The following is a 20,849-nucleotide window of genomic DNA, read 5'->3' on the forward strand; positions in this document are numbered from 1 at the left end:
GGTCAGATCTCATCCGGCGTGCGCAGGTTGGTCACATTGATCCGTTCGCCGCGCTTGCGCTCTTTTTCGGCCTGCATCTGGGGACGGTAGATCCCCTGATCGCCCACTACCCAGGAGAGGGGACGGCGCTCTTTGCCGATGGAGTCCTGCAGCAGCATCAGGGCTTGCAAAAAGGCTTCGGGACGGGGCGGGCAACCCGGAATGTAGACGTCGACCGGCAGGAACTTGTCTACCCCCTGCACCACTGAATAGATGTCATACATGCCGCCGGAGTTGGCACAGGCCCCCATGGAGATCACCCACTTGGGTTCGAGCAGCTGTTCATACAGGCGCTGGATGACTGGCGCCATCTTGATGAAGGGGGTCCCTGCAATCACCATGAAGTCGGCCTGACGGGGCGAAGCGCGGATAACTTCGGCGCCGAAGCGGGCCACATCGTGGGGGGAGGTGAAGGCGGTACACATCTCCACGTAGCAGCAGGAGATGCCGAAGTTGTAAGGCCAGAGGGAGTTTTTGCGGCCCCAGTTGACTGTGTCTTGCAGCACCTCCTCGAGGCGGCCCATCATGATGCCGCGCGTCGCTTCTTGCGCCAGTGGGTCATCGACGGTCTGGCGCTGCTCCTGGGGGTAGCGCTCAACGGGTGCATCCGGGTCAATCCGGGTCAGGGTGTACTTCATGGTGCAACCTCAAGGAAAGGGTCTGTGGTTCAATCACTGTTTTTGTTGTTCAGCTGCGGTTTGCGCGGTGACCAGTCCAGTGCGCCGATGCGCCAGAGGTAGATCAGGCCGATAAGCAGCAGTCCGATGAAAATGGTGGCTTCAATAAAGCCGACCCAGCCGCTCTCCCGCACGGAGACAGACCAGGCAAACAGGTAGAGCGCCTCGACGTCGAAGATGACGAAGAACATGGCGACCAGATAGAACTTGGCGGAAAAACGCAGGCGGGCACTGCCGACCGAGTCGACACCGGATTCAAATGGCTTGTTCTTGGTGCGGCCGTAGGCGCGACCTCCCAGCAGGGCGGCGAGACCTATCATTACCAGACAGATGGTGATGGCACCGATGACATAAATGGCAAAAGCCCAATGTTGAGCAGAAATATCAGCAAACATAGAGGTTTTTCCTAACCAAATTAATCAAGCGACTTAACAATAATGTTACGCATTATGACACTTTCGCACTGATTTACATGTCATTTTTACGGGTTAATTATTAATCGGTTAACTGGTAATTAAATTTTGTTAAGAAGCGCACTTTTTTGTTGGTTATGGCGGGCGAGAAAGGTCTGGAAAGCGTACTGGTCCAACTAAATACGTACATTTGGTTAGGCCGTTCCTTGGCTTTTGCTGGCAGCATCCCATAATTCTGGCGATGTGGACGCTGCCAGTTGTAGTAATCCATCAGCCGTTATCCCAGCAGTTACTACTACGGCTCATGTTCTGGGTCATGCGATAGTGCCACCGTCGTTGCGGAAAGGCCCAGTTGTCGTGTCGGTTACCCAGGCAGATTGAAACGACACCTGAGGGGAAAGCCCGCTCCAGATTGTCCATATCGAGCACTTTTGTTCTCAGTACTGCATCAGGTTTGTCAGACACTGCTCAACCCATGACCCGCTGGTTATGCAGGGCGAGCATTGCGGCCAAGGTAATGCTAACGAGCGCCTGCTCAGCCGTCGGTGGTATCTCCACATCACTCTTGATTGGGTTGCGGAAGATCAATTTTTCGGGCCAGCAGATTGGGAATGTCTGGTCGTTTTGACCGTGCAACACCTATAGCGGTGTGCGCCCGGTTGTTTGGATGCCAGCCCGGCTTCCTTTATCAGGTTACGTATTTTGACTCGGCCAAGCTGATACCCACAACATCCGCATCACCGACATCAAGGGGTTGCGGCCTGCTGAGCTCTGGCTCGCTGTGAACAACCGCCGCAGTTGCATGCGCTTACGGTTAATCACTCTCCTGCGAGCCAGATAGTCGTCTCAGCAGATCACTCCCTTCTCGCATCCAGATGCCACTCCGGTAGTTCTTCTAGCTGCACGGCGATACTTTTTTTCTCGGTGGCTGCATTGCTGGCCAGTCGGCTATGACGCCTATTTTGTGTATATCACAATTGGTCAACGAGGCTATGGGCATGTCGTTTTGAGCAATGTACACCTGCTTGTATCCAGCAGCGCAGTCTGCAGTCTAAGGAATGGGTTTGTAGTCAAAAACGGTACTCGATATGGAGGGTATGGCTGTCCAGCCCCGGATTCTTGTCATACATATGGGCGTTGGACATGTGCTCATACTGATAACCGATCAGCCAATTCTTGGTGATGGCGTAGCCGAGGCCGATCCCCAGAGCGAACTGGAAGGGGCCGCCGTAATCCTTGTAGCCGTGGCCGCGAGTGCCAAATTGGTACTGATCGAGCCAGACCATTTCGCCGGGGAGCCAGGTCACCCAGTTACCCCATTGGCATTCGATACGGGCGCCGCCCCCCAGTCTGGCGGTCTCTTCATCTTCTACCTTGAGCGTACCGCCACGTGCTCCCAATCCAAATTGACAGACCGAGTCTCCCCAGCGCCAGAACATATGGTGAAACTTGGCATCGGCGATCTTGATGTCGAGCTTTTCATTGCTGAACGCCTTGCCCAGCTGCAGGGCAAGAATATTGTCATTGGCCATTGCAGACGGACTGGCAAGCAGTGCTGTCAGCAGGGCGATCCTTGATAGAGTGTTAGCGTCCATGCCCCCTCCTGATCCTTGTTGTCATCTTGGTGATCCTGTTGATCACCCTTCAGGCATAGTCAATTGACGCGCTCACTGTCAATGCATGGCCACTCGGTAAAAAAATTAAATATTTATGAAAAATCAACTATCTGCGATGGTCTGATGTGATTTGGTAGGCGTGACCGCGTGGAGATGAAAAAGCCCTTCACCATGGTGAAGGGCTTTTTGCTATCTGACGTTATCCGCTCGGTTTGGCGTGCAGGCTCAGTAGCCCTGCTGGTGCACGTCCATTACGGCGCGGCCGGACGGATCGGCCATCTCTTTGAACTTGGCATCCCACTCCAGCGCGGTAGGAGTGGAGCAGGCGACCGACTTGCCGTAGGGCACGGTACGGGCGGCGGCTTCCAGCGGGAATTGCTCGTCGAAGATGGCGCGGTAGAAGTAGGCTTCCTTGGTGAGCGGGGTGTTGATGGGGAAGCGGAATGCGGCCGCTTCGAACATCTGATCTGTCACTTCGGTCTCGACCATCGCCTTCAGGCTGTCGATCCACGAATAACCTACGCCGTCGGAGAACTGCTCCTTCTGGCGCCATGCCACTTCGTGGGGCAGCAGATCCTCGAAGGCTTCCCGCAGGATGTGCTTCTCGATCTTGCCCTTGCCGCACATCTTGTCGGCAGGTTGCAGGCGCATCGCCACGTCCATGAACTCTTTGTCGAGGAAGGGCACGCGACCCTCCACACCCCAGGCGGCCATCGACTTGTTGGCGCGCAGGCAGTCATAGAGGTGCAAGGAGGCGAGCTTGCGCACGTTCTCTTCGTGGAACTCGCGGGCGTTGGGCGCCTTGTGGAAGTAGAGATAGCCGCCGAACAGCTCGTCAGAGCCTTCGCCGGAGAGCACCATTTTGATCCCCATCGCCTTGATGTAGCGTGCCATCAGATACATGGGCGTGGAGGCGCGGATGGTGGTGACGTCATAGGTCTCGAGGTGATAGATGACGTCGCGCAGGGCATCCAGACCCTCCTGCACGGTGAAGTGGATCTGGTGATGGATGGTGCCGAGGTGATCAGCCACCTTGCGTGCGGCGGCGAGATCCGGAGACCCTTCCAGACCGACGGCGAAGGAGTGCAATTGCGGCCACCAGGCTTCGCTCTTGCCATCGTCCTCGATGCGGCGCGCCGCATAGAGCTTGGTGATGGCGGAGATGACGGAGGAGTCCAGTCCGCCGGAGAGCAGCACGCCATAAGGCACGTCACACATCAGCTGGCGTTTGACCGCCGCTTCCAGCGCGGCTTTCAGCTCGGCCTTGTCGCTGACGTTGTGCTCGACCGCGCTGTATTCCATCCAGTCGCGCTTGTACCACTGTTTGAGCTCGCCATCCTTGCTCCACAGATAGTGTCCCGGCGGGAAGGTTTCGACGCTCTTGCAGACCGGCACCAGCGCCTTCATTTCGGAGGCGACATAGAAGTTGCCGTGCTCGTCGCGACCGGTATAGAGGGGGATGATCCCCATGTGGTCGCGACCAATCAGGTAGGCATCCTGTTCGGCGTCATAAAGAATGAAGGCAAAGATGCCGTTGAGATCGTCGAGAAACGCCGGGCCCTTCTCCTTGTAGAGAGCGAGCAGCACTTCACAGTCGGATTTGGTCTGGAACTGGAAGTCGACCTTGAGGCTCTTCTCCAGCTCCTTGTGGTTGTAGATCTCGCCGTTGACGGCCAATACGTGAGTGCGCTCGGGGTTGTAGAGCGGCTGGGCGCCATTGCCCGGATCGACGATGGCCAGACGCTCATGCACCAGAATGGCTTTGTCGGAGCTGTAGACGCCGGACCAGTCAGGCCCGCGGTGACGAAGTCGCTTGGACATCTCCAGCGCCGATTTGCGCAGGGCTACTGCATCGGACTTGATATCCAGAATGCCGAAAATTGAACACATTGGCGGTAATCCTCTTGATTTTTATATGAGCCCCCCACGTTTGGGCTCGAAATTCCATTTACATTCCTCGTCAGACACAATGCCTAGCGGAAAAACCTTTTGCAAGCGGGAAAACCGCAGAAAATCATGCCGTAAGCGTCAAGCAGATCAACAGGATAAGGGTTGCTTCAACGGGGCAGGGTGACGTGAACGTCAAGTCGAGGCGGGTTCGAAGATCACATAGACCTTGCGACAGGGGGTGAGGGTCTCCCACTCGCCGACAAAGCCGGCCGGAATCACGAATTGATCGCCGGGTTTGAGGGCCAGCTGGCCGCCCTCACTGTCGTGGATTACCACATCCCCCTCCAGCAGCTGGCAATACTCGTGCTCGGTGTAGTGAATGGTCCAGCGGCCCGGCTCGCAAGCCCAGAAGCCCACGTGAAACTGCTGGCTTGGGTCGGAGTAGTGGTTCCACACCGTTTGCGCCGGGTTGCCCGCTTTAATGCGCTCGGGGGCTGGCATCAGCGGGGTAGGGACCGCCTTATGGCGATCGAGCAGGATCCAGTCGTTGAGGGTCTTCATGGTGCCTCCTTGGCTTCGTCAGATAGGAAAGCGGGGCCATCCCGGCCCCGCGTTTGTTCGTTTTATTAAACGAGGTTGTGCATAACTTAAACGATGCGCATTCCCTTGCCAAGGGCTGCTGGCCGACGACTCAAAGCGGCTGCAAGCGGCGGATCACATGGCGGGCAAAGCCGCTGCCCGCTTCGTTGTAGACGTTGAACACCGCATCCACCCCCTGCTCCTGCAGGGAGGCGATATCATCCTCGAAGCGGACGATGGCAGCGATCTTGCCGTTGAATCCGTGGCTGCGCAGCTTCTCGATGGCGTAGAGGTTACCCGAGTGGTGGGGCATCGCCAGCAGCACCAGATTGACCTGATTGGAGAGCAGCACCTTGTCCCAGAAGTCGGTATCGGTGGCATCCCCTTCGATGACGTTCATCCCCTGGGCGCGCAGGGTGGGCAGCTTCTCGCTGTCGTTCTCCACCCCGAGGATGACGTTGCCGTACTTGTTCTCCAGCTCGAAGTAGGCCCCCTGACCGATCCGCCCCATACCGAGGATGATCACCTCGGCATCGCCCAGCTCTATGGGCCTGTCTTCCGGATGGAGGTTGCTCGCCTGCAATCCCCGCAGCCAGTGGCCGATGCGGTGATAAATGCGCTCGCTTTGGGCATTGAGGGGAGCGGAGATCATAAAGCTGGCCGCCAGTGCCAGCGAGACCGCCACCAGCCACTCGTGGGAGAGCCAGCCCGCCTTGGCGGCGATGGCGGCGACGATCAGGCCAAACTCCGAGAAGTTGGTGAGCGCCAGGGTCGAGAGCAGGGCGGTACGTACCCGCAGGTGAGCGCCGCTGTAGACCAGATAGTAGAGCGCGCTTTTCAGTGGCAGGGCCAGCACCAGCGCCAGTGCCAGCAACATGGTGTCGTGGGTCGGCAGGCCGTTGAGGCCGATGGTGAGGAAGAAGCAGATAAGAAACAGGTCTTTGAGATTGAAGAGCGCCTTTGCAAGCCCTGCCGCAGCCGGATGGGAGGCGAGCAGCATGCCGATGATGAGGGCCCCCAGATCCGGCTTGAGGCCGACCACTTCAAAACCGGCAGCCCCGACCACCAGCGCCAGAAAGACTCCGAACAGCACCTGCAGCTCGCCGTGACCGGCCCGCTCCAGCAGCTTGAACAGCAGCGGGCGCAGCAGCGGCAGTCCCAGCACCCAGAGCGCCCAGATACTGGGCCACTTGCCGCTGGAGAAGGCCAGAAAGGCCACCGCGAACACATCCTGCATCACCAGCACGCCGATGGCGATGCGGGCGTAGAGGGCATTCATGTCGCTGCGATCTTCCAGCACCTTGACCGCAAAGACGGTGCTGGAGAAGGAGAGGGCAAAGCCCAGTAGTAGCGCCAGTTTCCAGTCCAGCGAGAGGGCAAGTTCAAGTCCCAGTCCCTTGCAGACCAGCAGCACTACGGTAAAGAGCAGGGTGGAGAGCAGCAAGTGCAGGCTGGTGGTGCCCCACACATCGCGCCGCATCAGGGTCTTGATATTGAGCTTGAGGCCGATGGTGAACAGCAGCAGGGTGACGCCGAGATCGGCCACCTCGCTCAGGGCGGGAGTATTTTCATATCCCATGCCGTTGAGGATAAAACCGGCGGCCAGAAAGCCGAGCAGGGGGGGCAGGCCAATCAGATTGACTACCATGCCGCAGCCAAAGGCCACGGCGATCAGAATGGGTTCCATAACAGATCCTGCAAGGGCAGGAGAGACCTGCCCTGTTTAACGCTTGGGTGGTGATTAGACGATATCGATGTCGACCACGGAGTCGAAAATATGGTTCGGGCGAAACGGCATGCGGTCGATATCGGCGACCTTGCTCACCCCGGAGAGCACCAGCGCCGTCTCGAGACCGGCCTGAAAGCCCGCCAGAATGTCGGTGCGCAGGTTGTCGCCGATGATGATGGTGTCGTCGGAGTGGGCCTCCATCCGGTTGAGCGCCGCACGGATGATCCAGGCGCTCGGCTTGCCGACATAGAACGGCTTCTTGCCGGTCATTCGCTCTATGGGGGCGCACAGGGCGCCGCAGGCCGGGTGCATCATGGGGCCGTGGGTATCGGGGTTGGTGGCGATAAAGCGGGCCCCCTGATCGACGAACTTGGCCCCCTGTTGCATCATGGTCCAGTTGTAGTTGCGGGTCTCGCCCACCACCACGAAGTCGGGGTCGATATCGGTGATGGTGAAACCGGCCTTGTAGAGCTCGTGGGTCAGCGCCCCTTCGCCGATCACATACGCCTTCTTGCCATCCTGACGCTTGAGGAAGTCGGCGGTACCCATGGCGGAGGTATAGAAGCACTCCTCCGGCACTTCGATCCCGGCGGAGCGGAAGCGGTTTTGCAGATCTTTCTGGGTCTGGGCCGGGTAGTTGGTCAGAAACAGCAGCTTGCTGCCCTGCTCCAGCAGGCGATGGACGAAGCGGTCGGCGCCGGGAATGAGATCGTTGTTGTGCAGGATGACACCGTCGATATCGCAGATGACGTTCTTCTTCATGAAAACTCCTTGTCAGGGCGCAGGCGAGCCGCCAATCGTTAAGATGTTCAATCGTTTATGATTTTTGTGACGCCATTATAAGTCTGTTTGATGACAAGTCTCCCCTGTCTCGCCACTTCGGTGCACAATAAAGCTGCCGTCGGGTCAGTCTGGTGGAGGGGCTGACGCCGGATCACTTTGCTGATGGAGCCGTCGCTATGGACACCCCGATTCCCAAGCCAGTCACCCCCGAACACCTCACCGCCGCGCAATTTATCGCCGGACTGCCGAAACTGGAGCTGCACCTGCATATCGAGGGCAGCCTCGAACCCGAGCTGATGTTTGAGCTGGGCCGCCGCAACGGCGTGCCATTGCCCTGGCCCGACGTGGCCAGCGTGCGCGCCGCCTATGACTTTGACTGCCTGCAATCCTTTCTCGATCTCTACTATCGCGGCGCCAGCGTGCTCATTACCGAGCAGGACTTTTTCGACCTCACCTGGGCCTATCTTGAGCGGTGCGCCGCTGACAAGGTGGTGCATGTGGAGATCTTCTTCGACCCGCAGACCCACACTGCCCGCGGTATCTCCTTTGCTACCGTGCTCGGCGGTATCGAGCGGGCGCTGCAGACCGGGGAGAAGGAGTTTGGCATCAGCTGGCGCCTTATCATGAGCTTTTTGCGCCACCTCAGCGAAGAGGAGGCGTTCGCTACGTTGGAGGAGGCGGAGCCCTTCCTGTCACACATTCACGGCATCGGCCTCGACTCCGGGGAGAGGGGCAATCCGCCCACTAAATTTGCCCGGGTCTTTGCCAAATGCCGCGAGCTGGGGCTGCCGGTGGTGGCCCACGCAGGTGAAGAGGGCCCTGCCGACTACATCTGGCAGGCGATCAACGAGCTGAAGGTATGCCGCATCGATCACGGGGTGCGCTCGGCAGACGATCCCGAGCTGCTGCGCTATCTGGCCGATACCCGGCTGCCGCTCACCGTATGCCCCCTCTCCAACACCCGGCTCAAGGTGTTCGGCGATATGGCCCAGCACAATGTGTTGCGGCTGCTGGAGCAGGGGCTCTGCGTCACCATCAACTCGGACGACCCCGCCTACTTTGGCGGCTATATGAACGCCAACTTTGTGGCGCTGGCAGATGGCCTTGGCGCGACCATGAGTCAGCTCTGCCGCTTGTCGCTCAATGCGGTGGAGGCGAGCTGGCTGAGCTTGGCCGACAAGGCGCGGCTGACCCGGGAGATCCGCAGTTATGCCGAGACCCACGGGGTGATCCTGCATTGAGTCAGGAGTCAATGAAGTCGAGATGACATGCACTATATAAAGAAAGGTCCGCCATTACTGGCGGGCCTTTCTTAGTTCAAAGGCTGGCGTGGTTGCTGGAGGAGGGCGGCATTACGCCACTCGCACCAGAAACTTTTCGCCCTGTCCTTCGCGCTTGAAGCGCTCGAGTAGGGTCGGCAGTGCCTCGAAATTGCCGACCATCAGCGGCGGCAGGGTCAGCTCGCCGCTCGCCATCTGCTCCATCATGGCGACACCGGCGGCCACCAGTCGGCTCCACTGCTTGTCGGTGCCAAAGGCGTGCTGGGCGCCCAGCGCAATCTCGTGCAACGAATGGCAATGGGCAAAGGCGGGTAGCGGGTTGTGCGGGATGCGCCCCAGCACAGTCACCATGTGACCGTAGTAGCCAAGGGCAGGCAGCAGGCTCTCTGCCTGTTGGCTGGAGACCAGATCGATGATCCCCTCAAACGGCTCGTTGCCGTTGGCCACCTGCAAGGCGGCCAGCCAGTCGGGATCCCGATAATCGGCCACCCCCTGCACACCTATCTGCTTGAGCCACGGATGATGACGTGGACTGGCGCTGGCAAAGACTCGCGCTCCTTGCTGGAGGGCGAGCTGCACCGCAAAGCGGCCGACACTGCTGCCAGCACCTGTGATGAGCAGCGCTTCCCCGTGCAGGCGCGGCAACTTGGCCAGCGCCTGCCACGCGGTGAGGCCGGGACAGGGCAGGGCGGCGGCCGCCTCGTCACTCAGGGCATCGGGCACCGGCAGCAGGGCGCAGGCGGCCACTTTGGTGTGGCGGGCAAAGCTGCCGTGGTGACGCAGGTCGGTGTGATAGGCGACCCGGGTGCCGAGACGCAGATGGCTGACGTTGGCGCCGAGGGCCACGATAGTGCCCATGCCATCGACACCGGGCACCTGACCGTCCAGCCAGTTGGAGTGGCCATATTCGATCAGCTTCCAGTCCACCGGATTGAAGGCGATGACCCGGTTTGCCACCAGCACCTCGTCAGGGGCGAGCGGTGCCAGGGGCAGATCGGCGAGGGTAAGCTGGGTCGGTTCACCGGGGGCATGCCAGCACCAGGCTTGGGTGTGATTCATGATGACTCCTTGTGAAAGCGAGGGGAGAGAACAACGAGATTATTGCAACAGTGATTCGGTCAGTCATATCACTGTTGCTAATGCGCAACAATCGGCAGGCCCCAACCTGTGGGGCCTGCGTTACGTAGCCGGTTGGCCATCGACAATCAGCGGCTGGCGGTTGCGTCATCGGCCTGATAGACGGGGTAATCGGTCAGCCCCTTCTCGCCGCCGCCGAACAGGGTGGCCGGATCGTGGGGGGCCAGCGGATAGCCGTGGCGCAGCCGGTTCGGCAGATCCGGGTTGGCAACGAAGGGGCGACCAAAGCCAATCATGTCGGCCCAGCCCGCTTCGAGGGCGGCGCGTGCGCGATCACCATCATATTTACCGGCGTAGATCAGGGTGTTGGGGAAGGCATCGCGCAGACCCTGCTTGAAGTTCTCCGGCATCAGGGGGGCATCGTCCCAGTCCGCTTCGGCGATGTGCAAGTAGGTGACATTGAGCTGGCCCAGCAGGCGGGCGGCGGCCAGATAGGTCTCCTGCGGATTGGCATCGACGGTGCCGTTGAGGGTGGTGAGCGGCGCAAGACGCACCCCGACCCGATCGGCGCCGATTTCGCTATTGACTGCCTCGGTCACCTCTTTGAGAAAGCGCAGCCGGTTTTCCAGCGATCCGCCGTAATTGTCGGTGCGGGCGTTGGATTCGGAGTCGAGGAACTGGTTGATCAGATATCCGTTGGCGGCGTGCAGCTCGATGCCGTCAAAACCGGCGCTGATGGCGTTGCGAGCTGCCTGACGGAACTGGCCCACCACCGCATCGATATCGGCTTGAGTCATGGCGCGCGGAGTGACGGTCTCGACAAAGCCCGGCGCATCGCTGCCGTTATCGACGAACACCTTGACGCCCACTGCGGGCAGGGCTGAAGCGGAGATGGGCTGGGCGCCGCCGATGTTATCCGGATGGGTGACCCGGCCCACGTGCCAGAGCTGGGCGAAGATGGTGCCCCCCTTGGCGTGCACGGCATCGGTCACCATTTTCCAGCCAGCGATCTGCTCGGCGCTGTAGATGCCCGGCGTCCAGGCATAGCCCTTGCCCATGGGGTCGATTTGGGTGCCTTCGCTGATGATCAGGCCCGCCTCGGCGCGCTGGGCGTAGTAGCTCGCCATCATGGCGTTGGCCACATCACCGGGCTGACTGGCACGGGAGCGGGTCATGGGGGGCATGACGATGCGGTTGGCAAGGTGCAGCTGGCCGAGGCGCAGCGGGCAGAACAGGTGATCGTGGCTCATCTTGAGTTCCTCATGGTGGAAGTGAGGCCACTTTATGCCGCTATCTTGTTGTGAAAAAGAGGGGTAATTGCACAATAGAATTGTGCTTGATGCAGCAATCAGCACAAACCGTCGGGAAAGGAGGCGTTGAGGCATAAAGTTGAAGCATAAAAAAGAGGGCCGTCTGGCCCTCTTCTGTTTTCTGCTGGTGGCAGGCTCAAGCCGCGGCGGGCATCACTTTCACCCGCTCGATGCGCCGCTCGCTCACCTCGATCACCTCGAAGTTGAGCTGCTGCAGTTGCAACTGCTGGCCCGGGGTGGGCAGGGTGCCGAAGTGGGAGAGCAGCATGCCCGCCAGGGTCACGTATTCATCGCTCTCGCTCACCAGTCCCTCGTGCTCCAGCACCTGCTCCACATGGTGGATGTTGGTGCTGCCGTTGATCAGCCACCCTTCGCCATCGCGTACGATATCCGGGGTTTCGTCCTCGTCCGGCAACTCGCCGACGATGGCCTCCAGCAGATCGTGGGTGGTGACCAGCCCCTGAATGACGCCAAACTCGTCGGAGACCAGAATAAGGCTCCCCTTGGCTTTGCGCAGCTCCGCCAACAGACGGATCACGTTGATGGTTTGCGGCACGATAATGGGGTCGTTCTGCTTGGCCAGTTCACTTAAGGATTGCCCTTCATTCAAGGCAAACAGCAGGTCCCGCGCCTTGACCACTCCGATCACCTCGTCCAGATCCCCGTCACAAATGGGGAAGAGGCTGTGGGGCTCGCGCTGCAGCAGGGCGCGGATCTCGTCGCTGGAGTCGTTGATATCGATCCAGGCCATCTCCGAGCGCGGGGTCATGATGGTGCGAATGGAGCGCTCGGCTAGCGACAGCACGCCGGTCACCATATAGCGCTCCTCCTCGCCAAAGCTCACCGGCGCTACGGCCGGGGCATCCAGATCGTCATCCGGCTGATCCTGATAGGCCTTGCTGCCCATCAATTTGAAGATGGCGGCGGTGGTGCGCTCACGCAGCGGCTGCTTGGATTCGTGACGCATGGCGCTGCGCTGGGCCAGCTGGTTGAAAAACTCGATCAGCACCGAGAAGCCGATGGCTGCGTAGAGGTAGCCCTTCGGAATATGGAAGCCGAACCCTTCCGCCACCAGGCTGAAGCCGATCATCAGCAGGAAGCTTAGACAGAGCACCACCACGGTGGGGTGGGCGTTGACGAAGCGGGTCAGCGGTTTGGAGGCGAGCACCATCACCACCATGGCGATGGTCACGGCGGCCATCATCACGCCAAGGTGTTCCACCATGCCGACGGCAGTGATGATGGAGTCGAGCGAGAAGACCGCATCGAGCACCAGAATTTGGGCGATCACCACGCCGAAGCTGGCGTAGGCGCCGACCGGGCCGTCATCCTGGGGTTTGGCTTCCAGCCGCTCATGCAGCTCGGAGGTGGCCTTGAACAGCAGGAACAGGCCGCCCCCCATCAGGATCAGGTCCCGACCGGAGAAGGGGTGATCCCACAGGTGCAAAATCGGGGTGGTCAGGGTGACCAGCCATGACATGACGCTCAAGAGCCCAAGTCGCATCAGCAGGGCCAGCGACAGGCCGATGACGCGTGCCTTGTCCCGTTGGGCGGGGGGCAGTTTTTTCACCAGAATGGCGATAAAGACCAGGTTGTCGATCCCCAGCACGATTTCCAGAATGATCAGGGTAAACAGACCAATCCAGATATGGGGATCCAGCAGCAATTCCATTGTATGACCTCAATAAAAACAGACAGAGCAAAGAGTGAGCACGGCGCAAGATGGCCGCAGTAACAGCAAGGCAAAGGTGTTATTCAGAGGCGCTGATTAAGCAGAAAAAGATAGGCTTTGACAGAGAGAGACGAAGGGCAACTTCGGGGATTGTCCATGATGGGCAATAAAACCTCGGGTGAAAAATGAGCCCTGATGATAGCGGCTGGCGCCAATTTGGCAAGAGCAGTGTCAGCGGGGCGTGATGGGGTTGTGATGCGACAGGGGGAGGCGGCCGTGCCACGCTCCCCCGTGCGGTCGTTACAACCAGCGCTTTTCGCGGGTGAAACAGACCGAGAGCCAGGCATCCCCCAGGGTGTCGCCAAGGCGAGACCAGAGCTCCTGACGCAGGGCATCCTGACGTTCGACGGGCCACTCCTGACCCGGCGCCACCAGAATGTTCAATTCCAGATCGAAGCGGCGACCGCTTTTGGCCAGATGGCTGTAGCACTCGATGCCGTGGCGCTGGCGCAGCGCCTCGATCTCCTGCTCGACTTGCCGTGGCACATCCCCCTTGGGGGCGATCTTCAACACTTCCCGCAGGTTGCGACCGAGCACCTTGATGGGAATGAGGGTGGCACAGAGGGCCAGTAGCGAGACCAGCACCGGGTCTATGTAGCGGTTGTATTGGCCGTAGCCGATGGCATCAAGGCCAATGGCGACCACGAAACCGATAAGCAGGGTGGCGCTGAGCAGGGTATCCACCAGCCACTCTTTGGAGTCGACCCGCACCAGCTCGGAGTCTACCTGCTCGGCGACCTGGGCTTCGATGCGATAGATGATGGCGCAGAAGAAGGTGGAGACGGCGGCATATATAAGGGCGTGGCCGAGATCGATCTCTCGTCCGCCATCCAGCAGGGTGGTGATGCCGCTATAGAGAGCGCCAAGGCAGAGCAGCAGAATAATGGAGCCGTTGATAACGTTGGTGATGGGCTCGAAGTGGGCGTAGCCATACTGGAAGCGCGCATCGGAAGGACGGGTAACGAGATAGGCGGTAACAAGACCGAGGCCTGTCATGCCCATGCTGAACAGGGTGAAGATACCATCGAGCATGATGGCGTTGGAACCGACGAAGAGGCCGTAGCCGATGCCGAAGATGGCAAAGGTGATACAACCGAACAGCGACAGGGTAAGCGCCTGTTTTTCGGTGGTGACCAGCGTACTGATAACATGGCTGTGGTGAGCCATAAAAGTCCTCCTTTCAAATGGTGAATATTGCCAAGCGCAAGCGGTTTTCTAGCTGATATACTGCCCGCTCACATGTGAGCGGACTGGCCTGACTGCCATTGACAGGCGGCTGGCCAGTCGTTGTCGCCGGCGTGCCGGCATCAAGCAAAGGATGGGAACAAGGATTCATGATCCCGAGACTCGATTACCAGGACAGTTTGTCACCCGCAACCCTGCAGTTTCTTGAGTTGCTAGAGCGCAGCGCATTTCGTGGTGATATCGAAAAGTCTTATGCAAGCCGGTTGGCGATGGCGACGGATAACAGCGTCTATCAGGTAGTACCTCAGGCGGTTCTCTATCCGCGCAGTGCGGATGACATAGCAGCAATGCTCAAGCTGGCCGCAGAGCCGGCGTTCGCCTCCTTGAGTTTTTTCCCTCGCGGTGGCGGTACCGGCACCAATGGTCAGTCATTGGGCGGCGGCATTATCGTCGATCTCTCCCGTTATATGAACCAGATCATGGAAATTAATCTGGAGGAGGGGTGGGTACGTGCCCAGGCCGGGGTGGTAAAAGACCAGCTCAACGCCTATCTCAAGCCTCACGGCTACTTCTTCTCGCCGGATCTCTCCACCTCCAACCGCGCCACCTTAGGGGGCATGATCAACACAGATGCCTCGGGGCAGGGGTCCCTCGTTTACGGTAAAACCTCGGATCACGTGCTGGGGCTCAAAGCGGTGCTGGAGAATGGCGACATCATGGCCACCGAGCCGCTGACCGGTGAGCGACTGGCCGACAAGCTGGCGCTGGAGAATCGGGAAGGGGAGATCTATCGTACCCTCTATCGCATCGGCAAGGAGCGCCGCGCCGACATCGAGGCGACCTTCCCCAAGCTCAACCGCTTTCTGACCGGCTACGATCTCAAGCACCTATATCAACCGGATACCGACACGCTGGATGTGAGTCGGGTGTTGTGCGGATCTGAAGGGTCTCTCGGCTTTATCACCGAAGCCAAACTCAATATCACCCCCATCCCGCGTTATCGCACTCTGGTCAACGTCAAGTACGACAGCTTCCCCTCCGCCCTGCGCAATGCCCCCTTTATGGTGCAGGCGCAGGCCCTCTCGGTGGAAACGGTGGACTCCCGGGTGCTCGGGCTGGCCCGCGCCGACATCATCTGGCATTCGGTGAAAGAACTTATTCAGGATGTGCCCGGCAAGGATCTGCAGGGGCTCAACATTGTCGAGTTTGCCGATACCGACGAGGCAGAACACAAGGCCAAGGTGGCTGAGCTCTGCCGCCGTATCGACGAGCTGCTGGCCAAGAGTGAAGCCGGGATTATCGGCTATCAGGTATGTGACCACCTGCCGAGCATCGAGACCATCTACAACATGCGCAAGAAATCGGTGGGGCTGCTGGGCAACGCCGAAGGACGCAAGAAGCCGGTGGCGTTCACTGAAGATACCGCCGTGCCGCCAGAGTCGCTGGCCGATTTCATCATGGAGTTTCGTGCCCTGCTGGACGCCCACGGCCTCGACTACGGCATGTTTGGCCACGTCGATGCCGGTGTGCTGCACGTGCGCCCGGCGCTGGATTTGTGCGATCCCGAGCAGGAGGTGCTACTGCGCCGCATCTCCGATCAGGTGGTGGCGCTCACCGCCAAATATGGCGGCCTGATGTGGGGCGAGCATGGCAAGGGCTTTCGCTCCGAATACAGCCCCGCCTTCTTTGGCGAGCTGTGGGAAGAGCTGCAGCGGGTCAAGGGGGCGTTCGACCCGGGCAACCGTATCAACCCGGGCAAGATCTGTATCCCCTATGGCAGCGATGCCGAGCTGGTGTCGGTGGATGGGCCCAAGCGCGGCAAGTATGACCGCCAGATCCCGCTCGCAGTGCGCACCAGCTACACCCGCGCCATGGATTGTAACGGCAACGGTCTCTGCTTCACCTTCGAGACCGACTCCCCCATGTGCCCCTCGGTCAAGATCAGCCGCGATCGCCGCCACTCCCCCAAGGGGCGGGCGGGACTGATGCGCGAATGGCTGCGTCAGCTGGCGGAGCAGGGGTTCGATCCGCTGGCGGAAGAGGTGGCGCTGCAATCCGGTGGTGTGCGCTTCAAACAGCTGGTGGACAAGGTGCGCAACAGCTGGGCTAAACAGCGCGGCGAGTATGATTTCTCCCATGAGGTGATGGAGGCGATGGCGGGCTGCCTTGCCTGCAAGGCGTGCACCAGTCAGTGCCCAATCAAGGTGGATGTGCCCGATTTTCGCGCCCGCTTTATGCAGCTCTATCACGGCCGCTACCTGCGTGCGCCGAAGGATTACTTCGTCGGCACCGTTGAAAGCTATGCGCCGCTGCTCGCCAAGGCGCCGAAGCTGGTCAACTTCTTCCTCGAAAAAGAGTGGGCCCAGAAGGCGACCGAGAAGAGTATCGGTATGGTCGATGTGCCGCTGCTCTCGGTGCCGACCCTGGCCGAGAGCCTGCATGACAACCGCGCCCGCTATTTTGATCTGCCGGGGTTGGAGCGGATGAGTGCCGAGCAGCGCAAGCAGGTAGTGCTCATCGTGCAGGATCCCTTCACCAGTTATTACGACGCCCCCGTGGTGCGCGACCTGGTGAAACTCGCCAGCAAGCTCGGCTTCCAGCCCTACTTGCTGCCCTTTAAACCCAACGGTAAACCCCAGCATATCAAGGGGTTCCTGCGCGCCTTTGCCCGCACCGCCGCCAACAGCGCCCAGTTCCTCAACAAGGTGGCGGCGCTTGGTATTCCTATGGTGGGGGTGGATCCGGCCATGGTGCTCTGCTATCGCGACGAGTATGCCAAGGCGCTGGGGTCGGCCCGCGGTGATTTTCAGGTGTTGTTGCCGCAGGAGTGGCTGCTCTCGCTGCCAGCAGATCAACTGCCTGCTCGCACTGACAAGACCAAGAGCGAGGAGGGGGGCGAGCCCTGGTATCTCTTTGCCCACTGCACCGAGAAGACCGCCAAGCCCTCCACTCACGGCGACTGGAGCACCCTGTTTGGCCGCTTCGGGGCCAGCTTGAAGCCAGTCTCTGTGGGTTGCTGCGGTATGGCGGGCACCTATGGTCACGACGTCAAACAGGTGGAGAACTCCAAGGGGATTTATGGGTTGAGCTGGGCCGACCCGCTCGCCCGCCTGCCCAGAGCGCGCTGTCTGGCGACCGGCTATTCGTGTCGCAGTCAGGTCAAGCGGATGGAGGGGGAAAAGCTCAAACATCCATTGCAAGCCCTGCTGGAGCTGCTCTGATGCTGACGTTTCCCAAGCGGTTTCGGGTGCCGAAGGCCTATCGGCACCCACGTTTCTTGCTGTTACCCACCACTCCCGCTCAGGCGGTGGTGGAGTTTGTCGCCATGTTGCGCGAGCGCGAGCAGCTCCATCAGCTGTTTCGCCCGAACGATCTCTGGCCCTCAGCCAACTTCAGCCTGAGCCAGCACGAAGGAGATCTGGAGTGGCAGCAGTCGGAGTTTCTGGCCAAGCGCTCCTTTGCCTATGGCCTCTGGAGCCCGGATCGGGAGCCGCAATTTTGGGGCGGGGTTTATCTCTACCCCTCGGTGTTGCCTGAGGTAGCGGTGGAGCTCTTCTTCTGGAAGATGGCCGAGGCGCCTATCACGGATGAGGAGCTGGAGATTCAGCTGCGCGACTGGCTCGCCAGGGTGTGGCAGTGGCCAGAACCCCGCTTGCCGGGGCGAGATGTGCCTTGGTCCGAGTGGCCCGGCGTTACCTACCCCTGGTGACATCCCGCTTAATGGCATGATTGTGTAAAACGCAGCTCCGGGTCGGTGCTGCGTTGTTACCACGTCACCCGGTAACCAACAACTCACATAACCGAACCATTTTGCCGATGGAGGGCGTTTCACCCATATCGGTACGCATTCATCGCTTACATAAGGAGTCTGCTCGCAATGAGTCACGATATTGCGCCCATCTGGCGTAAACCCATGAGTCTGGAGGGGCTCAACGCCACCTCTCGCAACACCCTGATGGCCCATCTCGATATCGTCTACACCGCTTTTGGCGCCGATTGGCTGGAAGCGACCATGCCGGTGGATCATCGCACTCACCAGCCCCTTGGCATGCTCCATGGCGGCGCATCCGTGGTGCTGGCGGAGACGCTTGGGTCGTTGGCGGCCAATATGGCGGTGGGGCCAGATAGCTACTGTGTGGGGTTGGAGGTGAATGCCAACCATCTGCGGGCCAAACGGGAAGGGGTGGTGACCGGGCGTTGCACGCCGCTCCATCTGGGAGCAACAACCCAGGTGTGGCAGATTGAAATTCGGGACGAACGTGAGCGTTTATTGTGCACCAGTCGACTGACCATGGCGGTGCTCAAACACAAGCGGGGCAAGGACTTCAGCGAGGAGTGATCTGCAATAACGCACTATGAGTGCAAAATAAGCAAGCCATACTCGTCAGATCCCTCTATAATTGCCAACGTCTTGAGAGGCTTATCACATTTTTCAAGACAGCAGAACAAAGTGGCGCTATAATCGCCGCCTTTTTGCTATTCCGCGGTGTTAGCCGCCTGCCTTAATCTGGAAGAATCTATGTCTGATACCGAACAACTGCCCCTTTTTAGTGAGCTTGGACTGGCCGCGCCTGTATTGAAAGCGCTGCAGGACGTGGGCTATGAGCGCCCGTCACCGATCCAGGCCGCAGCAATTCCCCACCTGATGGCGGGACACGATCTGCTGGGGCAGGCGCAAACCGGTACAGGGAAGACCGCTGCTTTTGCCTTGCCTCTGTTGTCTCGTCTGGAAGCTGGTAACCGCAACACCCAGATCCTGGTGCTGGCGCCTACCCGCGAACTGGCGCTGCAAGTGGCTGAAGCGTGCCAACGCTACGCCCACCACATGCCTGATTTCCACGTACTGCCCATCTACGGCGGTGCCTCCTACGAAACCCAGACCCGCGCCCTGCGTCGTGGTGCCCAGGTTGTCGTGGGTACTCCGGGCCGCGTGATGGACCTGATCCGTCGCAAGAACCTGGACCTCTCCGGCCTGAAAGCTCTGGTACTGGACGAAGCTGATGAAATGCTGCGCATGGGCTTCATCGACGACGTGGACTGGATAATGGAGCAGTGCCCGAGCACTCGTCAGGTTGCCCTGTTCTCTGCCACCATGCCGGAGCAGATCCGTCGCGTGGCCCAGAAGCACCTGAAGCAGCCCAAAGAGATCAAAATTGCCTCCAAGACTGCTACCGCTACCACTATTCGCCAGCGTTACTGGCAGGTAACCGGTCTGCACAAGCTGGACGCCATGACCCGTCTGCTGGAAGTGGAATCCTACGAAGCACTGCTGGTGTTCGTGCGTACCAAGAACGCTGCCGAAGAGCTGGCTGGCAAGCTGGCGGCCCGTGGTCACGCCTGTGAAGCGTTGCACGGCGACATCCCGCAGAAACTGCGTGAGCGTACCGTCGACAAGCTGCGTCAAGGCCAGCTGGATATCCTGATCGCCACCGACGTTGTCGCCCGTGGTCTGGACGTTGAGCGCATCACCCACGTAGTGAACTACGACATTCCGTACGACACCGAATCTTACGTACACCGTATCGGCCGTACCGGTCGTGCCGGTCGTAAAGGCGAAGCCATCCTGTTCGTCGCTCCCCGCGAGCGTCGTATGCTGCGCGCCATCGAGCACGCAACCCGTCAGGCCATCGAGCCGATGAAGATGCCGAGCACCGAGGACATCAACCAGCATCGTCTGGCCAAGTTCAAGGAGCGCATCCGCGAAACCATGATGGGTGAAGAGCTCGAGATCTACCACAACCTGGTGAACGAGCTGATCGAAGAGGATTCTGCCGATCCGCTGGAGCTGGCTGCCGCACTGGCCAAGCTGGTACAGGGTGACCAACCGCTGCTGCTGGATGACTCCATTCCGGATCCGCTGCTGAATGCTGGCAACGATCGTGGTGGCTTCGAGCGCCGTGACTTCAACGACCGTGGTGGTCGTGACTTCGGTGACCGTGGCGATCGTCCTGCCCGTCGCATGCCGTCCCTCGAACCGCGTCCGCTGAAAGACAACCCGGATGTGGAGATGGAGCGCTATCGCGTAGACGTGGGTGCGCATCACGGCGTCAAGCCGGGCCAGATCGTAGGCGCCATCGCCAACGAAGCGAACATCGAGAGCCGCTTCATCGGCAACATCGACATCGCTGATGACTTCTCCACCGTCGATCTGCCGAAAGGCATGACCGCAGATGTACTGGAAGTGATCAAGAAAGCCCGTGTTTGCCAGCGTCCGCTGCAAATCACCCGCTACACCGAAGTGCCAGCCGGTGGTAACACCAGCAGCCGCCCGCCCCGTGGTGATCGTCCGTTCCGTGGCGACCGTCCTTTCAACAAGGATCGCCGTCCCCAGGGTGACCGTCCGTTCAACAAGAGCGGGGAGCGCCGTGAAGGTGGCTTCAACAAAGATCGCAAATTCGGTGGCAAGCGTCGCGAAAGCTGATTGCTGATCCCGTTATGAAGAAGGCCGCTCATTGAGCGGCCTTTTTTGTATCTGCGATAGGGACTGCACCGTCAGTTTGTCTGTGTGGGGGTCATATATCTGTTCCATAACCCAAGTC

At 59.7% G+C, this 20,849-nt stretch carries 16 protein-coding genes and 1 pseudogene; 5 read left to right on the plus strand and 12 right to left on the minus strand.

The genetic code is table 11. From position 1 onward, the window contains the following. Nucleotides 1-2: 2 nt before the first annotated feature. From ACTG1K_RS11710 to ACTG1K_RS11745, 8 genes and pseudogenes are all read right to left on the minus strand, one after another. Entirely contained in the window at nucleotides 3-677 is a 675-nt protein-coding gene (locus ACTG1K_RS11710; RefSeq protein WP_005344917.1) for a NuoB/complex I 20 kDa subunit family protein, read from the minus strand. Between the two features lie 29 nt (nucleotides 678-706). Then, a complete protein-coding gene (locus ACTG1K_RS11715) occupies nucleotides 707-1,111 on the minus strand; it encodes an NADH-quinone oxidoreductase subunit A (protein WP_005344919.1) in 405 nt (134 codons plus the stop codon). 193 nt (nucleotides 1,112-1,304) lie between these two features. Then, nucleotides 1,305-1,972 (minus strand): annotated as a pseudogene (locus ACTG1K_RS11720) (IS3 family transposase); the annotation flags it as partial. 227 nt (nucleotides 1,973-2,199) lie between these two features. After that, complete coding sequence (locus ACTG1K_RS11725; RefSeq protein ID WP_047438955.1) at nucleotides 2,200-2,724, minus strand: acyloxyacyl hydrolase; 525 nt, start codon at nucleotides 2,722-2,724, stop codon at nucleotides 2,200-2,202. 246 nt (nucleotides 2,725-2,970) lie between these two features. Next, complete coding sequence (asnB, locus tag ACTG1K_RS11730; RefSeq protein WP_440005431.1) at nucleotides 2,971-4,635, minus strand: asparagine synthase B; 1,665 nt, start codon at nucleotides 4,633-4,635, stop codon at nucleotides 2,971-2,973. A 192-nt stretch (nucleotides 4,636-4,827) separates the two neighbouring features. Continuing rightward, on the minus strand, nucleotides 4,828-5,196 hold the full coding sequence (locus ACTG1K_RS11735) for a cupin domain-containing protein (protein ID WP_440005433.1): 369 nt from the start codon (nucleotides 5,194-5,196) through the stop codon (nucleotides 4,828-4,830). A gap of 130 nt (nucleotides 5,197-5,326) precedes the next feature. After that, nucleotides 5,327-6,901, minus strand: a complete 1,575-nt coding sequence (locus tag ACTG1K_RS11740) for a cation:proton antiporter family protein (protein WP_088869592.1) — start codon at nucleotides 6,899-6,901, stop codon at nucleotides 5,327-5,329. 54 nt (nucleotides 6,902-6,955) lie between these two features. After that, nucleotides 6,956-7,705: an HAD-IIA family hydrolase gene (locus ACTG1K_RS11745; RefSeq protein WP_440005435.1), complete on the minus strand. Its 750-nt coding sequence runs from the start codon at nucleotides 7,703-7,705 to the stop codon at nucleotides 6,956-6,958. Nucleotides 7,706-7,902: 197 nt separating this feature from the next. On the opposite strand from ACTG1K_RS11745, the gene ACTG1K_RS11750 reads away from it, so the two are divergent. Then, nucleotides 7,903-8,967: an adenosine deaminase gene (locus ACTG1K_RS11750; RefSeq protein WP_440005437.1), complete on the plus strand. Its 1,065-nt coding sequence runs from the start codon at nucleotides 7,903-7,905 to the stop codon at nucleotides 8,965-8,967. A 111-nt stretch (nucleotides 8,968-9,078) separates the two neighbouring features. Here the strand turns inward: ACTG1K_RS11750 and ACTG1K_RS11755 are convergent, their stop codons facing one another. The 4 genes from ACTG1K_RS11755 to ACTG1K_RS11770 all read right to left on the minus strand — a co-directional run bounded on the left by ACTG1K_RS11755 (nucleotide 9,079) and on the right by ACTG1K_RS11770 (nucleotide 14,292). Continuing rightward, the gene (locus ACTG1K_RS11755) at nucleotides 9,079-10,065 is read right to left on the minus strand and encodes a zinc-binding dehydrogenase (RefSeq protein ID WP_440005439.1); all 987 of its coding nucleotides are present in this window, start codon (nucleotides 10,063-10,065) and stop codon (nucleotides 9,079-9,081) included. A 146-nt stretch (nucleotides 10,066-10,211) separates the two neighbouring features. Next, nucleotides 10,212-11,333, minus strand: a complete 1,122-nt coding sequence (locus ACTG1K_RS11760; RefSeq protein WP_058056660.1) for an alkene reductase — start codon at nucleotides 11,331-11,333, stop codon at nucleotides 10,212-10,214. 196 nt (nucleotides 11,334-11,529) lie between these two features. After that, nucleotides 11,530-13,065, minus strand: coding sequence for a TerC family protein (locus ACTG1K_RS11765; protein WP_058056661.1), 1,536 nt, complete (start codon nucleotides 13,063-13,065; stop codon nucleotides 11,530-11,532). A 300-nt stretch (nucleotides 13,066-13,365) separates the two neighbouring features. Beyond that, on the minus strand, nucleotides 13,366-14,292 hold the full coding sequence (locus ACTG1K_RS11770) for a cation diffusion facilitator family transporter (protein ID WP_058056662.1): 927 nt from the start codon (nucleotides 14,290-14,292) through the stop codon (nucleotides 13,366-13,368). 167 nt (nucleotides 14,293-14,459) lie between these two features. On the opposite strand from ACTG1K_RS11770, the gene ydiJ reads away from it, so the two are divergent. The 4 genes from ydiJ to ACTG1K_RS11790 all read left to right on the plus strand — a co-directional run bounded on the left by ydiJ (nucleotide 14,460) and on the right by ACTG1K_RS11790 (nucleotide 20,731). After that, the gene (ydiJ, locus tag ACTG1K_RS11775; RefSeq protein WP_440005442.1) at nucleotides 14,460-17,531 is read left to right on the plus strand and encodes a D-2-hydroxyglutarate dehydrogenase YdiJ; all 3,072 of its coding nucleotides are present in this window, start codon (nucleotides 14,460-14,462) and stop codon (nucleotides 17,529-17,531) included. Further along, nucleotides 17,531-18,019: a hypothetical protein gene (locus ACTG1K_RS11780; protein ID WP_139411404.1), complete on the plus strand. Its 489-nt coding sequence runs from the start codon at nucleotides 17,531-17,533 to the stop codon at nucleotides 18,017-18,019. Before ydiJ ends, ACTG1K_RS11780 begins: the two co-directional genes overlap by 1 nt. Nucleotides 18,020-18,187: 168 nt before the next feature. Then, nucleotides 18,188-18,649, plus strand: a complete 462-nt coding sequence (locus tag ACTG1K_RS11785) for a hotdog fold thioesterase (protein WP_236361358.1) — start codon at nucleotides 18,188-18,190, stop codon at nucleotides 18,647-18,649. 180 nt (nucleotides 18,650-18,829) lie between these two features. After that, entirely contained in the window at nucleotides 18,830-20,731 is a 1,902-nt protein-coding gene (locus ACTG1K_RS11790; RefSeq protein WP_005337260.1) for a DEAD/DEAH box helicase, read from the plus strand. The last annotated feature ends 118 nt before the right edge of the window (nucleotides 20,732-20,849 follow it).

Source organism: Aeromonas sp. 102P (assembly GCF_051920345.1).
Lineage (GTDB): Bacteria > Pseudomonadota > Gammaproteobacteria > Enterobacterales > Aeromonadaceae > Aeromonas > Aeromonas veronii.

Excerpts from the sequence above, each read along its gene's own strand:
- ACTG1K_RS11710 (WP_005344917.1), bottom strand. The coding sequence starts at position 677 with ATGAAGTACACCCTGACCCGGATTGACCCGGATGCACCCGTTGAGCGC.
- ACTG1K_RS11715 (WP_005344919.1), bottom strand. The coding sequence starts at position 1,111 with ATGTTTGCTGATATTTCTGCTCAACATTGGGCTTTTGCCATTTATGTC.
- ACTG1K_RS11725 (WP_047438955.1), bottom strand. The coding sequence starts at position 2,724 with ATGGACGCTAACACTCTATCAAGGATCGCCCTGCTGACAGCACTGCTT.
- asnB (WP_440005431.1), bottom strand. The coding sequence starts at position 4,635 with ATGTGTTCAATTTTCGGCATTCTGGATATCAAGTCCGATGCAGTAGCC.
- ACTG1K_RS11735 (WP_440005433.1), bottom strand. The coding sequence starts at position 5,196 with ATGAAGACCCTCAACGACTGGATCCTGCTCGATCGCCATAAGGCGGTC.
- ACTG1K_RS11740 (WP_088869592.1), bottom strand. The coding sequence starts at position 6,901 with ATGGAACCCATTCTGATCGCCGTGGCCTTTGGCTGCGGCATGGTAGTC.
- ACTG1K_RS11745 (WP_440005435.1), bottom strand. The coding sequence starts at position 7,705 with ATGAAGAAGAACGTCATCTGCGATATCGACGGTGTCATCCTGCACAAC.
- ACTG1K_RS11750 (WP_440005437.1), top strand. The coding sequence starts at position 7,903 with ATGGACACCCCGATTCCCAAGCCAGTCACCCCCGAACACCTCACCGCC.
- ACTG1K_RS11755 (WP_440005439.1), bottom strand. The coding sequence starts at position 10,065 with ATGAATCACACCCAAGCCTGGTGCTGGCATGCCCCCGGTGAACCGACC.
- ACTG1K_RS11760 (WP_058056660.1), bottom strand. The coding sequence starts at position 11,333 with ATGAGCCACGATCACCTGTTCTGCCCGCTGCGCCTCGGCCAGCTGCAC.
- ACTG1K_RS11765 (WP_058056661.1), bottom strand. The coding sequence starts at position 13,065 with ATGGAATTGCTGCTGGATCCCCATATCTGGATTGGTCTGTTTACCCTG.
- ACTG1K_RS11770 (WP_058056662.1), bottom strand. The coding sequence starts at position 14,292 with ATGGCTCACCACAGCCATGTTATCAGTACGCTGGTCACCACCGAAAAA.
- ydiJ (WP_440005442.1), top strand. The coding sequence starts at position 14,460 with ATGATCCCGAGACTCGATTACCAGGACAGTTTGTCACCCGCAACCCTG.
- ACTG1K_RS11780 (WP_139411404.1), top strand. The coding sequence starts at position 17,531 with ATGCTGACGTTTCCCAAGCGGTTTCGGGTGCCGAAGGCCTATCGGCAC.
- ACTG1K_RS11785 (WP_236361358.1), top strand. The coding sequence starts at position 18,188 with ATGAGTCACGATATTGCGCCCATCTGGCGTAAACCCATGAGTCTGGAG.
- ACTG1K_RS11790 (WP_005337260.1), top strand. The coding sequence starts at position 18,830 with ATGTCTGATACCGAACAACTGCCCCTTTTTAGTGAGCTTGGACTGGCC.